The sequence below is a fragment of the Bradyrhizobium sp. B117 genome (genome assembly GCF_038969555.1).
Lineage (GTDB): Bacteria > Pseudomonadota > Alphaproteobacteria > Rhizobiales > Xanthobacteraceae > Bradyrhizobium.
This window is the reverse complement of the sequence record NZ_CP152414.1, coordinates 2,559,985-2,575,941: the sequence shown is the minus strand read 5'-3', so window position 1 is coordinate 2,575,941 and position 15,957 is coordinate 2,559,985. Positions and strand designations below refer to the sequence as shown.

The 15,957-nt window shown below is 64.8% G+C and carries 14 protein-coding genes; 1 reads left to right on the top strand and 13 read right to left on the bottom strand.

Features of this window, described 5'->3' with window-relative positions:
* Positions 1–107: 107 nt before the first annotated feature.
* The 11 genes from AAFG16_RS12485 to AAFG16_RS12435 all read right to left on the bottom strand — a co-directional run bounded on the left by AAFG16_RS12485 (position 108) and on the right by AAFG16_RS12435 (position 14,002).
* A complete protein-coding gene (locus tag AAFG16_RS12485) occupies positions 108–1,703 on the bottom strand; it encodes an NAD-dependent malic enzyme (RefSeq protein ID WP_342740898.1) in 1,596 nt (531 codons plus the stop codon).
* Between the two features lie 410 nt (positions 1,704–2,113).
* Entirely contained in the window at positions 2,114–3,112 is a 999-nt protein-coding gene (locus AAFG16_RS12480; RefSeq protein WP_342739324.1) for a tripartite tricarboxylate transporter substrate-binding protein, read from the bottom strand.
* Positions 3,113–3,203: 91 nt separating this feature from the next.
* Positions 3,204–5,537, bottom strand: coding sequence for a mechanosensitive ion channel domain-containing protein (locus tag AAFG16_RS12475; protein WP_342739323.1), 2,334 nt, complete (start codon positions 5,535–5,537; stop codon positions 3,204–3,206).
* Between the two features lie 1,011 nt (positions 5,538–6,548).
* Positions 6,549–7,469: a polyphosphate kinase 2 family protein gene (locus AAFG16_RS12470; protein ID WP_283084822.1), complete on the bottom strand. Its 921-nt coding sequence runs from the start codon at positions 7,467–7,469 to the stop codon at positions 6,549–6,551.
* Positions 7,429–8,448 (bottom strand): branched-chain amino acid ABC transporter permease, encoded by a 1,020-nt coding sequence (locus AAFG16_RS12465; protein WP_283084821.1) that lies wholly within the window; start codon positions 8,446–8,448, stop codon positions 7,429–7,431. The genes AAFG16_RS12470 and AAFG16_RS12465 overlap by 41 nt, the downstream gene beginning before the upstream one ends.
* Entirely contained in the window at positions 8,445–9,326 is an 882-nt protein-coding gene (locus tag AAFG16_RS12460; RefSeq protein ID WP_283084820.1) for a branched-chain amino acid ABC transporter permease, read from the bottom strand. Before AAFG16_RS12460 ends, AAFG16_RS12465 begins: the two co-directional genes overlap by 4 nt.
* 5 nt (positions 9,327–9,331) lie before the next feature.
* Entirely contained in the window at positions 9,332–10,036 is a 705-nt protein-coding gene (locus tag AAFG16_RS12455) for an ABC transporter ATP-binding protein (protein ID WP_342739322.1), read from the bottom strand.
* Entirely contained in the window at positions 10,036–10,806 is a 771-nt protein-coding gene (locus AAFG16_RS12450; protein WP_283084818.1) for an ABC transporter ATP-binding protein, read from the bottom strand. Before AAFG16_RS12450 ends, AAFG16_RS12455 begins: the two co-directional genes overlap by 1 nt.
* Positions 10,807–10,836: 30 nt before the next feature.
* A complete protein-coding gene (locus AAFG16_RS12445) occupies positions 10,837–12,147 on the bottom strand; it encodes an ABC transporter substrate-binding protein (protein ID WP_342739321.1) in 1,311 nt (436 codons plus the stop codon).
* Positions 12,148–12,242: 95 nt separating this feature from the next.
* Positions 12,243–12,947, bottom strand: coding sequence for an NUDIX hydrolase (locus tag AAFG16_RS12440; protein ID WP_342739320.1), 705 nt, complete (start codon positions 12,945–12,947; stop codon positions 12,243–12,245).
* A 29-nt stretch (positions 12,948–12,976) separates the two neighbouring features.
* The gene (locus AAFG16_RS12435) at positions 12,977–14,002 is read right to left on the bottom strand and encodes an ABC transporter substrate-binding protein (RefSeq protein ID WP_342739319.1); all 1,026 of its coding nucleotides are present in this window, start codon (positions 14,000–14,002) and stop codon (positions 12,977–12,979) included.
* Between the two features lie 136 nt (positions 14,003–14,138).
* Between AAFG16_RS12435 and AAFG16_RS12430 the strand changes: the two genes are divergently transcribed.
* Entirely contained in the window at positions 14,139–14,588 is a 450-nt protein-coding gene (locus AAFG16_RS12430; RefSeq protein WP_283084814.1) for a cupin domain-containing protein, read from the top strand.
* A 60-nt stretch (positions 14,589–14,648) separates the two neighbouring features.
* Here AAFG16_RS12430 and AAFG16_RS12425 read toward each other — a convergent pair whose 3' ends face one another.
* Both AAFG16_RS12425 and AAFG16_RS12420 read right to left on the bottom strand, forming a co-directional pair.
* Positions 14,649–15,422, bottom strand: a complete 774-nt coding sequence (locus AAFG16_RS12425; RefSeq protein WP_342739318.1) for an anti-sigma factor — start codon at positions 15,420–15,422, stop codon at positions 14,649–14,651.
* Complete coding sequence (locus AAFG16_RS12420; protein WP_342739317.1) at positions 15,419–15,937, bottom strand: sigma-70 family RNA polymerase sigma factor; 519 nt, start codon at positions 15,935–15,937, stop codon at positions 15,419–15,421. The genes AAFG16_RS12425 and AAFG16_RS12420 overlap by 4 nt, the downstream gene beginning before the upstream one ends.
* Positions 15,938–15,957 lie beyond the last annotated feature (20 nt).

The window sequence follows — 15,957 nt, the reverse complement described above, 5'->3', positions numbered from 1 at the left end:
CACGTTCTTCGTGCCACCCGGCAAGGCGTGGATGGCCGGGACAAGCCCGGCCATGACGATGTGGGGACGTCCGCGCTAACCGCGCCGTTCTTGGCGCAGCATGCGGCTCAGTACGCCGGCTCGTACATCTGCGACTGCACGAGCTCTTTCACGTCGTTCGGCGCCGGGCCATCCGCGAGCCCGCGCTGATAGGCGACATCGGCCACAGCCGCCGCAATCCGCGCCGAGACCTCGCGGATGCGGGGCAGCGCCGGGTAGAGGCTGCCTTGCGCGAGGTCGTCCTTGCCGACGCAGTCGGCGAGCGTATGGGCGGCGGCCATGAACATCTCGTCGGTGACGAGGCGCGAGCGGCTGGCGATGACGCCGAGACCGACGCCGGGGAAGATGTAGGAGTTGTTGCCCTGACGCGGCACGAAGGTGCGGCCGCTCAGCTTCACCGGATCATACGGACTGCCGCAGGCGAACAGCGCGCGGCCCTCGGTGTAGCGGTAGGCATCCTCCGCTGAGCATTCCGCCTTCGAGGTCGGGTTGGAGAGTGCGAACACGATCGGCTGCTCGTTGAGCGCGGCCATCGCCTTGAGCACGTCGGGCGTGAACGCGCCGCCGACCGCGGCGACGCCGATGATCGCCGTCGGCTTCAGCGTCTTGATCGCGGTGAGGAAGTCGACGATCGGCGCTTGGCCCGTATGGGCATAGCGCAGCTTGTGGCCGTGCAAGCCGTCACGGCCGCCCACGACCAGGCCGCGGGAATCCACCAGCCAGTTGCGACGGAGCGCTTCGGCTTCCGAGGCGCCCTCCGCCATCATGGCGGAGACCACGAGATCGGCGATGCCGGTCGCCGCTTCGCCCGCGCCGAGGAACAGGATGCGCTGGTCCTTCAACTTGCCGCCGGAGACGCGCAGCGCCGAGAACAGGCCCGCGAGCGCGACCGCCGCGGTGCCCTGGATGTCGTCATTGAAGACGCAGGCCTCATCGCGATATTTGTGCAGCAGCTTGAACGCCGAATGATTGGCGAAATCCTCGAACTGGATCAGCACGCCCGGGAACGTCTTTCGCGCCGCCTGCATGAACTCGTCGACGAAACTGTCATAGGCCTCGCCCGTGAGCCGGCGCTCGCGCAAGCCGATATAATAGGGATCGTTCAAGAGCTCTTCGTTGTTGGTGCCGACGTCGAGGACGATGGGCAGGCATTGCTCGGGGTGAACGCCGGCGCAGGCCGAATAGAGCGAGAGCTTTCCGACCGGAATGCCCATGCCGTTGGCGCCGAGGTCACCGAGGCCGAGGATGCGCTCGCCGTCGGTGACGACGATCAGCTTGGCCGGATAGGGCCAGTTCTTCAGAATCTCCGCGATCTGGCCGCGATCGCGCGAGGAGATGAACATGCCGCGCGGCCGCTGGAAGATCAGGCCGTATTTCTGACAGGCGAGCCCGACGGTCGGCGTGTAGATGATCGGCTGGATCTCGTCGATATTGTCGACGACGACACGGAAGAACAGCGCCTCGTTGCGGTCATGCAGCGCATTCAGCGCGACGTATTTTTCCAGATCCGTCGGCAGGGTGCGGAGGTTGGTGAGCACGCGCTCGGCTTGCGTCTCCATCGTCAGTACGCAAGGCGGCAACAGGCCGCGCAGGCCGAGCGCAGCGCGCTCCGCTTCGGTGAAGGCGGTGCCCTTGTTGAGCAAGGGATCGCGCAGAAGCGTCATGCCGTGCGCGGTGTCGGATGATGTCGAATGGGCGCTGACCCGAGCAGGTCTATTCACGAATTCCCCCAGGGAGTTTCTTATTGAAGGGCGGCCATTGTCGGCCAGTGCTCACCCGAGATCAAGGACGCAGGCATCCCGGCATCGATTGTGATCTCGCACCGCAGCGAGGTTTCGAGAACGATCCGCGGTGTTAGGGCGGCGACGCTCTTGCGCCTTATGAGGGGATTGAGAGGGCACGCCTGCTCACTCCCCTCGTCATTCCGGGGCGCGACGAAGTCGCGAACCCGGAATCCATCGAGCCGCAGATGCCGCCGCGCAATGGATTCCGGGCTCGCGCTGACGCGCGCCCCGGAATGACGGGAAAAACCTCACAAACTATCAGGAAGACAAAATAGGATGCGGCGACAACGCTACTCCGGCCTGATGTCGGCGGCCTTCACGATCGGCCACCATTTCTCGATCTCGGCCTTCTGGAAGGCTGCGAGCGCCGCGGGCGTCTGCTGATCGGGCGGAGGAATCTCCTGCCCGAGCTCAGTGAAGCGCTGCTTGACGGCGGGATCCGCAAGAACCGTGACGATCGCCGCGTTGAGCTTTGTGACAATATCCTTCGGCGTGTTCTTCGGTGCCCAGATGCCGTGCCAGTAGGAGATGTAGAGACCGGGCAGGCCCGCCTCGTCGACGGTCGGGATATCGGGCGCGGAGGCAAGCCGCGTCGGCGAGGTCACCGCAAAAGCCTTGATCGCCCCGTTCTTGTATTGCGGCAGCGAGTTCGAGGCCTGGTCGAACATGATGTCGATCTGGCCGGCGACGAGATCGATCATGGCAGGTCCCGCGCCGCGATAGGGCACGAACTGGAAGTCGGTGCCGGTCTTTTCCTTGAAGAAGACGCCGGCGACATGCGCGCCCGTGCCCGCGCCGGCCGTGCCGGCGGTGGCCTTGCCGGGATTGGCTTTCAGCCACGCGATCATCTCTTTCAGATTGTTGGCCTCGAGCGACTTGCGGCCGACGATGAGCTGCGTGCCCATCGCGATCGTCGCGACCGGTTCGAAATCGGCGAGCAGATCATACGGCAGCTTGAAGATCGCGCCGTTGAGCACATGCGTGCCCCAATGGCCGATGGTGATGGTCGTGCCGTCAGGCGTGGCGCGCGCGACGCGAGCGCCGGCGATGCTGCCGGAGGCGCCGGCGACGTTCTCGACCACGACCGTTGTATGCAGCTCGGCCGCGATCCGCTCGGACAGGATCCGCGCCAGTGTGTCGGTCGGGCCGCCCGCCGCGAACGGCACGATGAGGGTGATGGGACGCGATGGGAATGGCTGCGCACGCGCCGGCGCGGTCCATGCCGCACATCCGATCAGCGCGCAGATGACAATCACATGACCGCGTAATCCGGCCCACAGCCCCCGCATCAGTCTCTCCCACTCTTTTTGCCGCCCGCATGTTGTCAGCGGGCTGGAGCCGGAGTGAACGCTGCCGCGCAGGCCGAGGCAAGCCCAGAAATTATCCAGCCGCCCGCCGCGGCGTCAGATTGGCGGCACTATCCGCCGGCGGCGCGATCTGCATCAAGATGGTCTGGACCGGCGATGCAATCTCGACGCCGTGCTGCTGGAAGCGCAGCTTCATGCGGCGATTGAACTCGCGCTGGACCGGCCAGCGGCCGGCCTCGGTGCAGCGGATCTGGCCGACGATCGACACCATGGCGCCATCGACCTTGTCGATGCCCCACAGGTCGAGATCGCCGCGGATCGCGGCGCGAAACTCCGGCTCGCGCCGCATCTCGTCGACGATGTCCTTGAGGATCTGGCCGGCGCGGTCGGTGTCCTCCTTGTAGGCGACGTTGACGCTGACCGACGCATTGCCGGCGCCGCGGCTGGCATTGGTGATGGTGGTGACCGCGCTGAACGGCACGATGTGCACGGCGCCGTCGCCGGCGCGCAGACGGATGGTGCGGATCGAGACGTTCTCGACGACGCCCGAGAGACCCGAGACGCTCACGGTATCGCCAACCTGCACCGTGTTCTCCAGCAGCAGGAACAGGCCGGTGATGAGATCCTGCACCAGCTTCTGCGAGCCGAAGCCGATCGCGATGCCGACGATGCCGGCCCCCGCCAGCAGCGGCGCGACATTGACGCCGATCTCGCTCAGCGCGGTGAGCCCGACGACGGTTGCGATCAGGCAGAGCAGCGCGGTGCGCAGCATCGGCTGGAAGGTGCGCAGCCGCGCCGCGCGGGCATAATGCCCGTCGCGGGACAGCGTGTTGATCTGGCGGTCCAAGAGCGCGTTGCTGGCTTCCCAGATTGCCGCCGCGATGAACACGGCCAGCCCGATCGTCACCACGGCCGAGATCAGCCGGCCGCCGATCTGGCCGCCATAGAACCAGACGATGGCATCGACGCCCCAGACTTCGAGCACGGCGACGAAGCCGATGAAGGCGATTACGCCGGAGACGATCCTGCGCAGCAGCGGCAAATAGCGGTTGGCGCGAACCTCCAGGCCCGGGAAGCGCTGGAGGATCTCCGGCCTGATGCGGAAGCCGCGATCGATCAGGCTCAAGGTCACCATGATGGCGACGCGGGTGATCAGCGCCACCACGATGGTGCCGACGAAATACTGCAGCAGCAGCGAATAGCCGTTGCGGATGTTGAGCGCCCACACCGCCCACAATGCGAGATCGAGCGCGATGGCAAGATAGTGCCAACCAGCGGCGATGCGGTTGCGCAGGCGCGCGGCGATACCCTGACGTTCGGCCGGCGCGCGGATGGCTTCGGCGACCTGGCGGCGGCATTGCAGGATGATCACGACGACGAAGAGATGCACGACCAGCATCACCATGCGCAGCAGTGCCGCGTAGCCGGCCCGATGCAGGCCGAGCAGCAGCGCCACATTGGCAAAGGCGATGCCGGAGACGCCGACGCCGACGATGCGGCGCGCCCAGATCTCGATATAGGCCGCAGTCTCGGCGCGCACCGGAAACAGGCCGAACGGCCCTGCCAGCGCGCGGACGACGCAGATGATCCCACGCGAGAACGCATACGCGTTGACGACCGCGAGGATCACGAAGCGGACGGTGACGGGATCGCCGATCTCGGTGCCGAGCAAGGCGGTCGCGACGCCGATGAAGACGAACACCGGCAGCAGCTCGAGCAGAAGCCGGCCGAGCACGAAGGGCAGCCGCAGCAGCAATTGCCAGACCCGCGCGAGGCTATGGCGCCGCTTCTGCAATTCAGGCGCCGGCGTCACATCGGCCACCGAGGATGGCGGATCGGCGATCGGCAACGCCTGCACCGGCATGCGCGCGGTTTGCGGCACGCGGCCCTCGAGAAACGCCACCGGACGCCGGATCAGGCGGCAGATCACCCATTCGGCCGCGAGCGCGCAGCCGAGCACCAGCGCGAGCTTCCAGGCGATCTCGATCAGGAGATTGTAGGCGGCGGGATCGTTGGCGGTGCGGACGATCCAGTAATAGAACGCCGGGAAATGCGTCAGCGTCCGCGCCACGCTGGCGATCTCGCGCGAGATGTCGCCGATCTGCTCCGACACCGTGAGCAGGAGCTGCGCGCCGAGACCGTCCGCCGAGAGCGGGATCGGCGATGTCTGCTCGGGCTTGGGCTGCTGCGGGCCGGATGCATTCGCGATCGCGCGCAACGTGTCGATCATCTGGGCGCGCTTCTTGTCGTCCTGGAGCGTGTCCAGCGCGCGCTTCGCTTCGTCAGGCGACAGCGCGGTGGCCGCATGATTCGCGGCTGGAGCGGCCGGCTCGGCGCGGGCGGCGGAGAAAGACGAGATCGCGAGGAACAGAACGGCAAGAAGCGCCGGGGCAAGCTTATGCGACACGATGATTCCCTGGAAAAATGAATGCGCCGGCGGAGTCGGCATCGTCACCGCCGAAGCACTGCGTCATGTCGGATCACCGTTATTCGCCCCGGCCCTGTGTCGGAAGTTGGCCAATGTGGCGACATTCTCTTGGCATTTGCCGCAGTGCAGGAATGGGAACTGCGAGCTTCCGCGCGGGCTGTGGGCCGGCATCGCTCTGAGAGATGCGCCAAACCTCTCCCGTCATTCCGGGAGTCGGCCCGGAATGACGGCGAGGAGGAGGAGAGAGAAAACAGGATGTCAAACTTGCCGGTCGGCCTCGTCGGCCATCCGCTGCGTTCAGCGCGCTATGCTATCAAGGCGCTATCGAATACAGCGCCGGGACGGTAGGGGCCTTGCCTCACTGATGCAGCCCGCTAAACCTTGTCCCGGCGTGCCGTTCGCGGTTTTCGCCGCTATGCGATAGTCCGAACGAGCTCCATCGCAATTAACGCGGCTGGATTTGCGGAGGTGGTGTCATAGACCTCCCCTTGCTCTGATGTGGACGTTGGGCGTCGCTTGTTTGCGACCATGAGGATGCTCCTCCCGTGCCACAAAACTGTCAAGCAGGATCAATGACGCAAGGGATCACATTTAGCGCGAGTTCCTTGGCCGCAACATTAGCGGCGAGCGCTACTGCGAGAGCGAGGCGACGAACGATCGGCTTGCACCGCAATCGTAGGGTGGGCAAAGGCGCACTCGCGCCGTGCCCACCACCTCTCGCCATGAAGAACGGCGGGCACGCTTTCGCTTTGCCCACCCTACGAAATCGGGAATCTGACTGCTACGAGCGGGGCCGCCTGCAACGAGAAGCACCCGGCGCGATGATGACATCATGCCCCTGTTTTGCCCGACGCGTCAACCTCATTTCGTAAAATCAGCAATGACGTCGTAAGGGTCGGCCAAGCCATTGATTCCACTCTCACCGGCTACTGTGCATGGGGTTGTTTTCGATTTTTTGTTCTCGCATGCGCTGGCGCCGCCGGTTCACTGTCACTTCTTTCCTCCCTTCCCCTCCTTCTCCAGCGCCTTGCGTACGGCCTCGAACTCCTCGAGCGAGGCCTTGTCGGCGCGAGGGAAGCGCAGGTCGAGCTTTTCGAGCGCGGCATTGATCACCGAGCCGATCACGACGCGCGCGAACCATTTGTGGTCGGCCGGTACGACGTACCAGGGCGCGTGCGGCGTCGACGTGTGGCGGACGATGTCCTGATAGACCGCCTGGTAACGCGGCCACAGCGCGCGCTCCTTGATGTCGTCCATGGAGAACTTCCACTGCTTGGACGGAATCTCCAACCGGTCGAGAAAACGGTCGCGCTGCTCCTCCTTGGAGAGGTTGAGGAAGAACTTCAGCACCACGGTGCCGTTGCGCGCGAGATAACGCTCGAAGGCGGAGATGTCCTCGAACCGCTCCTTCCAGATGTTCTTGGTGACGAGCTTGGGAGGCAGCTTCTCCTTGGCGAGAATCTCCGGGTGCACGCGCGTCACCAGGCATTCCTCGTAATGCGAGCGATTGAAGATGCCGATATGGCCACGCTCGGGCAGCGCGACGGCGTGGCGCCAGAGGAAATCGTGGTCGAGCTCCTTGCTGCTCGGCGCCTTGAAGGCCGTGACCTCGCAACCTTGCGGATTGATGCCCTCGAAGATCGCCTTGATCGCGCTGTCCTTGCCGGCCGCGTCCATGGCCTGGAACACGATCAGCAGCGACCAGCGGTCCTGGGCGTAGAGCTTCTCCTGGAATTCGACCAGCCGCTTCTTGTTGGCGTCGAGGATCTCCTGCGCCTTCTCCTTGTCGAGATCGCCCCTCTCGTTGGTCTTGTAGTCCTTGAGGTGAAACTTGCCCGATCCGTCGTAACGGAAGGGCGTGATGTAGCGGTCAAGTTCCTGGGCGAGCGATCTGGACGGCTTCTTGCTCATGAGCGCGGGGCACCTTGCGTTGGGGCTTCAATCGGTCGAGCAAGCTACCAAGGATACCCTTGGGAAGGAATATGATGAAGAGCACGAGCAGCACGCCGTAGACGAGATTGTCCCAGCCGACCGCCTTGGTGCCGAAGCCGATCCGCAGGGTCTCGGCCAGCAGGATCGTGATGATCGCGCCGAAGGTCGGGCCGAGCGAGACGAACAGGCCGCCGACGATGGCGGCGAACACCATCTGGAGCGACACCGCGATGCCGCTGACCGTGTCGGGCGTGATGAACATCTGGTACTGGCAGTAGATCGCGCCGGCGAGCGCGGTCATCAGCGCGCTGAGCAACGTGATCTTCAGCTTCTCCGCGGTGACGTTGACGCCGGCCGCGGCCGCGGCGTCCTCGTCCTCCGAGATCGCCTCCAGCGCATAGCGCGCCATGCTGCGGTCGATCCAGTGCCAGGCCACGATGCCGAACAGCCAGACCGCGAGCGCGATCAGGTACCAGGTGGTCTTGTCGTCGAATTGCAGCGCCAGCAGCTTGTTGCCGGAGGCCCGGTTCGGCGTATAGCCGAGCGAGCCGCCGGTATAGTCACGCGTCGCGGTGATGACCTGGAGCACGATGCCCGACAGCGCCAGCGTCACCAGCACGAAATAGTGCCCGGTGATGCGGAAGCGGAAACAGGGATAGCCGACGACCAGCGCCAGCGCGCCGGCCGCGACCATGCTGATGGGAATGCCGATCCAGGGCGACAGTCCCAGATGATTCCACAACAGCGCGGTGACATAGGCGCCGATGCCCATGAAGCCGCCATGGCCGAGCGAGACCAGGCCGAACCGCCCCATCATCGACCAGGAGGTGTAGGCGAACGACCAGATCAGGATCAGCACCAGGATGTGCAGATGATAGGGATCGCGATAGACGAACGGCAGCGCGACCAGCGCCGCCAGTCCGATCCCCCATGCCGCAAGCCGCCCCTGCCGCGTCATCGGCGCCTCGCCAGCAGGCCCGCGGGCCGGATGAACATCATGACGATGAAGAAGGCGAAGGCGAGCACATAGCCCCATTCGAGATCGGAGAACAGGCCGCCGAGCGAGATGATCTCGGCGAACAGGAAGGCGGCGATGAAGCCGCCGATGAAATTGCCGAGGCCCCCGAGCACGCAGATCAGGAAGGTGATCGGCCCAAAGGAGAGGCCGACGAAGGGATGCACGTCATATTGCAGCACGAGGAGGCAGGCGGCGAGCCCAGCCAGTGCGCCGCCGAGCGCGGAGGTGATGAGATAGATCCGCCTGGTGTCGACGCCCATCAGCGCCATGATCTGCCGGTCCTGCGAGATGGCGCGGATCGCGGTGCCGGTGAAGGTGCGCGTCATGAACAGATAGACCGCGACCATGCCGACCAGCGCCGCGAGGAACGAGAGCAGTCGTGCGTAGCTGAAATTCATGTCGCCGAAGGCGAGCACTGGCAGGCGGATGCCGAGATTGCGGAAGTCGATGCCGAAGGCGACGGTGGCAAAGCTCTGCAGCACGAACAGCACGCCGCCGGTCGCGAGCAACTGGTTGATCGGCGGCGCCGTGAGCAGCGGCGCGATCACGAGGTAATGCAGCGCGGCGCCGAGCAGCGCGACCAGCAGGATCGTGAGCGGCGCCGCGACGAAATAGCTGACGCCGTAATACTGCACCATGAAGTACATGGCGTACATGCCGATCATCACCAGCTCGGCATAGCAGATCCAGGTCACGTCGATGACGCCGAAGATCAAATTGAGCCCGAGCGCGAGCAGCGCCAGCACGCCGCCGAGCAGGATGCCGTTGATCACAGCCTCCAGCAGGTAGATGTCGAAAATATCGAGGAACGCCTGCATGCCCATCACACCCCGAGATACGCTTCCTTGACCGTGTCGCTCGCCAGCATCTCGGCCGAGGTGCCGGAGGCCCGGATCGTGCCCGCCTCGATCAGATAGGCGCGATCGACCACCTTCAGCACCTGCTGCACGTTCTGCTCCACGATCAGCACCGTCAGCCCGCTGGCGCGGATCCGCTTCACCAGCTCGAACACCTGCTGCACCACGACCGGCGCCAGGCCCGCCGACGGCTCGTCGAGCAGCAGCAGCTTTGGATTGGACATCATCGCGCGGCCGATCGCGCACATCTGCTGCTCGCCGCCGGACATGGTGCCGGCCATCTGATGGCGGCGCTCCTTGAGGCGCGGAAACAGGTCGAACACGACCTCGAGCCGCTCGGCATAATGGCCGCGCGCCTCCTTCATGAAGGCGCCCATCTTGAGGTTGTCATCGACCGTGAGCTGGGGAAACAGCCGCCGGTTCTCCGGCACATGCGCAATGCCGAGGCTGACGATCTTGTGCGGCGGCGTTGCGACGACGTCGACACCCTCCATCCTGATCGATCCGCGCGCGGGACGGATCAGCCCGGAGATGACGCGCATCAACGTCGTCTTGCCGGCCCCGTTGGGGCCGATGACGCCGACGGCCTCGCCTGCCCTGACGTCGAGATCGACGTCGAACAGCGCCTGGAACGTGCCATAGCCGGCATTGACGCCGCGGAGTTCCAACATCACTGCCCTCCCGCGCGGCGGCGCGCTTCGGCGGCCGCGGCCTGCGTGGTCTCGGCATCGGTGCCGAGATAGACCTCGATGACGCGCGGATCGCCGGCGACCGCGCTCGGCAGGCCTTCCGAGATCTTCTCGCCGTGGTCGAGCACCATGACGCGGTCGACGACGCGCATCAGGACGCCCATGATGTGCTCGACCCAGATGATTGTGATGCCGAGCTCGTCGCGGATGTTGCGCAGCATGTCGGCGGCCTGGTCCATCTCGGCCTCGTCGAGACCGCCGAGGCTTTCGTCGGCGAGCAGCAGCTTTGGCGCGGTGGCGAGTGCTTTTGCGAGCTCGAGCTTCTTGAGGCCGGCGGCGCCGAGGCCATCGACGCTGGCGTGCCGATCGGTCGGCAGGCCGACCATGGCGAGTGATCGCTCGGCCGCCTCCTCCGCCCTGGCGCGGCTGTGGCGGCCCTGGCCGTAGAAACCGGCGAGCGCGACATTCTCGAAAATGGTCAGGCGGCGGAACGGGCGCGGAATCTGGAAGGTGCGGCCGATGCCGCTGTTGATGATCCGGTGCGGCGCGAGGCCCGCGATCTCGGAGCCGCCGAACAGGATCGAGCCTGAGGTCGGCGCCAGCGTGCCGGAGAGCATGTTGAAGATCGTGCTCTTGCCCGAGCCGTTGGGGCCGATCAGGCCGAGGATCTCGCCCTGCTCGACCTTGAACGACACGTTGTTGACGGCGGTGAAGCCGCCGAACCGCTTCACCAGTCCGTTGACCTCCAGCACCGCCCCGCTCTCCTTGTCAAAAGTATTGCGCTACTGGTTGCTGTAGGTGGTGCCCTTCGGCAGCGGCAGCACGGCGTCGCGCTGCGCCTGGCTCTTGGGCCACACCACGGAGGATTTGTCGTCGATGTACTGGATCACGACCGGGAAGGAGCGCTCGTTCTGCCCCGCCATCGGCGTGCCCTCGCCGTAGAACTTGACGCCGAAGCCGAGCATGGTGCCGCCCTCGGGGATGTCGGTGTCGAGCGCGGCCTTGCGCAACGCTTCCGGATCGACCCCGCCATATTTCTTGATCGCACGCGGCAGCACGTCGTTCATGAAGACGTAGGTGTTGGACGCGCCGATGCCGACATGGGCGGAGCGGATTGCGACGCCGGGCTTGATCTTGTCGAATTCCTCACCGACCATCTTGATGACGGGCGCGAGCTTCGGGTCCATCGTCTTCTGGTTGGCGAGCCAGATCGAGATCGGGTCGGTGTTGAAGATGTAGTTGGCGTCCGCGCCCATGCCCTCCTTGAGCTTCTCATAGACGCCGTAGCCGGCGCCATGCCCGACCAGGGCGCCGAATTTCAGGCCCTGCTCGCGGGCCTGGCGCAGCAGGAGCGTGATGTCGGGGTTGTAGCCGGTGTGGAAGATCACGTCCGGCTTGGCGCGCTTGAGCTTGGTCACCAGCGCGGAGAGATCGGGGGCGGTCGCCGAATAGCCTTCCTTCAGCACGACGTTGAAACCGGCTTTCTTGGCGCCGGCCTCGTTGCCTTTGGAGACATCGACGCCATAGGAGCCGTCCTCATGGATGATGGCGACGCGCAGATCCTTCGGCTCCTTGCCGAACTTCTCCTTGGCGTTCTGCGCGATGAAGTCCATCGTCATCATGCCGAACTGGTCGCCGCTCGCCTGCGGGCGGAACACGTATTTGTAGTTCTTCTCGTTGAACACGGCGGACGAGATGCAGGTCGTCATCCACATGAACTTCTTGAGCTGCTCGACGCGGGCGGCCACCGGCACGCATTGCGCCGAAGAGAAGAAGCCAAGCACCAGGTCGACCTTCTCCTGCTCGAGCAGGCGGACGGATTCGTTGATGGCGACGTCGGGCTTGCTCTGCGCGTCGGCATAGACCGCCTCGATCTTGTAGCCCTCGACGCCGGTCTTGCCGAACTGGTCCAGGATGATCTTGGTGCCGATATATTCGAGCTCGGACCCGCCACCCGCGAGAGGCCCGGTCAGGTCGAAAATCACGCCGATCTTGATCTTCTTCTCTTGAGCCTCAGCGGACGCCGCCAAGCCCGTCGCTGCTATCGCGACCAACAGCCCACGTACCAAGCGGGCAGCCATGCGCAGGCGCATCTAAACCTCCCTGGACGATTGTGCGTTGCATTCTTGTTGCTTTTGCTTTTTGGCCCATCACATGGGCTGCGCGCAGCGATGTCAAGCCTCGCGCATCAGCGCGATGCGAACTGCTGCGCGACAAAGGCCGTGACAAATCGCGGCATGGTCGGCGTGAGATCATCCATCCCGCGCACGAGATGGATTGCCGAAAGCTCCGGCTCGGTCTCGCGCGCGAGATTGGCTTCGATCCGGGCCCGGGCGACGTCGCCCGGCATATCCAGGTTGAGCACCTTGATCATTGCAATCGCGCGACCGGAGACGACACAGTGCCAATCCGCTTCGGCCCGATAGTCGTCGGCCGTGAGCCCGGTCTCCTCCTTGAGCTCGCGGACGACGCTGCCGGGAATATCGAGCCTGCCGTCCCTGACGTCGCCCGGATCGGGTGTGCCCGAGGGGAAATAGATGCGGCCTGCATTGGCGGTGTGGGGCGCCATTTCGCCCATGATGAAAGCGCCGTCGGATGCGCGCAGCGCCCCCATGCCGAAACCGTTGAACACGGTAGGGTCGGGAAATCCCCAGTCGCGCCAGGCGAGGAAGCTTGCGAAATCCACTTCGGAATAGGTCGCGGCGAAACCGCCGTCCGAGAACACGGGATCGCGGCCGAGCAGGATGCGGCCGTTCCAGATCTTCGGCCGCTCGCGCTGCTTCTCGGCGAAATGCGCCGCGATCTCGACGCGGCGCTCCTCCGCGAACGGCCAGACCACGGGCCGCACGGCAAGATCGAGCGTCGCGACGCGATGAATGGCTGGTGACGTCATGACAGCTGATTACAGCGCGTTCGCGTCAGTTATTTGGCACTCCCCGTGGTCTTCTTGGCCTGGTCCACGAACTTGTTGGTAAAGGTCTTGCTGACGTCGATCTTGGCATTGGCGACTTCCGGCGAGCCGACGCTGAACACCGCGAGCACGGCGTCGGCGCCCTTCGGGTCCATCTTGCCGGTTTCGGAGAACATCGGGATCGTGTTCTTCAGCGCGGCGAGATAGAGGTCCTTGTTCTTGCCGACCATCTCGTCCGGCATCTTCGCCATGATTTCCTCGGGCGAATGCGAATGGATCCAGGCGAGCGTCGTCAGCATCGCATTGGTGAGCGCCTGCGTCTCCTTCTGGTGGCCGTTGACCCAGGCCGCGGTCGAGTACAGCGCGCCGCCCGGATATTCGCCGCCGAACGTCTCGAGCGTGTCCTTCTGGGTGCGGGTGTCGGAGAGGATGCGCAGATCCTTGTGGCTGCCCTGGAGCACGGTGACGGAGGGATCGAGCATCACGGCCGCGTCGATCTGGCCCTGCTCCATCGCGGCGACCGCGGTGGCGCCGAGGCCGACGCCGATCACGGCGGCGCTGGTGGGATCGAGCCCGTTTTTCTTGAGCATGTATTTCAGGAAGAAGTCGGTGGAGGAGCCGGGCGCGCTGACGCCGACCTTCTTGCCGGCGAGGTCCTTGACCGACTTGATGTCATTGGTACGCGATGGCGCGACCACCAGCACGAGGCCGGGATAGCGGTCATAGACCACGAAAGACAGAAGCTCCTGCTTCTTGGCGGCGAGGTTGACGCAATGGTCGAAATAGCCGGAGACCACGTCGGCGCTGCCGCCGAGCACGGCCTTGAGCGCGTCCGAGCCGCCCTTGAGGTCGACCAGTTCGACATTGAGGCCGGCCTTCTCGTATTCGCCAAGCTGCTTGGCCAGCACCGTCGGCAGATAGCACAGGCAGGCGCCGCCGCCGACCGCGATAGTGACCTTGCTTTGCGCCGCGGCAAATCCGGTGGTGAGCGTCAGCGCGAGCAGCGCGCCGGCCAGCCTGGCAATCGTATTCTTCATTGGTTTCCTCCGTTCGGCTGGCGGCACCATAATGCAGCGCACCCGGCTTGAGAAGCGCAACTCAGGGCTCTGGCCATCGGCCTTTCGGCGCAATAGCATGCGCCCACAACAACAAGTCTTGATGGGGAGGATCACCATGAATCGTCTTGCTGCCGGCCTGTCGCTCGCCGCCGCCTTTGCCGCCGGATGCGGCGCAAACCAGCTGCTCCGGCCGGCGCTCGCCGCCGACAACGTCACCGCGCAGATCATCCATACCGGCGAGATGGAGGGCGATGCGCTCGGGCCCGCCAACAATGTCGGCTTCCGCTCGAAGATGTTCGCGAGCGCCGACGGCGCCACGATCTCGATCCAGGTCGGCAACGTGCCCAAGCACATGCATCCCAACACAAACGAGATCCAGTACATCCTGGACGGCACCGGGACGATCTGGCTCGGCGACAAGGAGGTCACGGTGAAGCCCGGCGACCTCGTCATCATCCCGAAGGGCACCGCGCATGGCGGCACCAAGCCGATCAGCGGTCAGGTCAAGGCCATCGCGATCAAGACGCCGCCGCAGGCGCCCGATGATACCAAGCTGCTGGATTGATGCCGCGAAAACGGAGCGTGGTTGAGTGTCCGGGCTCGCACCGTTTCGTCAAGTCTGGTGCTAGATCGGGCGCGCCTGCTTGCGGATCTCGTTTGCGATTGGCTTGAGGGTGTCCCCCGGAAGCTGGCCGACGAGCGTGTAACCCATGCCGCTCTCCGCCCACACGAAGCCCGCAACATCGCCGGTCGATTGCGGCATCATCGGCGTATCCAGATTGCGGTTGCTCATCGGGCGCGTCAGCACGACGAGACGGTCGCCGCGATCGTCGTCGTACATGAACATCGCAGCCGGGCCATGCGAGGTCGCGACGACGCGGCCACCCATCAGCCGATAACCGGAGACAGAGAGGTCCGGAACCTTGACCGGCTGCTTCAGCCTGTTGGACGCCCATCGTACGAGCTCGGCGCTGTCGGACGCACGTATCTCGACCGGCCGTACGCGATCCGGTGCGTAAACGCCATAAGTATAGGCTGCCTCCTGCGCCAATGCGGACAGTCCGCTCGAACCATCCTGCAACACGCTGCGCATGGTCCATCCGCCGAGACCGCCAATGCCGAGCAGCAGCATCGCAGCGATCGCGCCCCATACCCGTAGCGGACGCCGCTTCCGGCCCTCGATGATGTGCGACAGGTTCAACTCCGCCGGCAGCGGCTCGTCGGCGATCGACGCCAGCCCGCCACGCAACTGCTCGCGCTGGGTGGCGAAGGCGGCAACGCGACTGGCGACATCCGGATGATCATCCAGATAGGATACGACCTCCGCGCGACGCTCGGGCTCGAGCACCTGGTCCACATAGGCGTGCAGATCGTCTTCCGTGATCGGCCGCTGGTTCATTTCAAGCTCCGCAATGCCACGACATTCCCCGGTGCAACGTCATCCATCTCCTGCTGCAGCCTCTCGCGCGCGCGCGACAGGCGTGACATTACCGTACCGACCGGGACGTTGAGAACTGCCGCAGCGTCCGCATAGGAGAGATCTTCGACCGCGACGAGCAACAGCACGGCCCGCTGCTCGTCCGGGAGCTTTGCAAGCTTGCTCAGGACATCCTGATAGATCAGCCTCTGCTCCTGCGCCGCCGCACTGACGAGCTCCTGCTCGCCTGCATCGTCGATCGGCATATGCCTGCCTCGTGCTGTGGCCTGGCGAAATTGGCTGACCGCCAGATTGTGGAGGATGGTGAACAGCCAGGCACGCACGCTGCCGTCGCGCCGTTGATGCCAGCGGCTGACGGCGCGCTCCAGGCAATCCTGGACCAGATCATCAGCCGCCGAGCGGTCGCGGACGAGGGCGCGCGCATAGCGACGGAGCGCCGGGATCAGTGGCTCGACCTGAACCAGCATGTCCTTCATGACGCGCTCCGCGTGCTCTC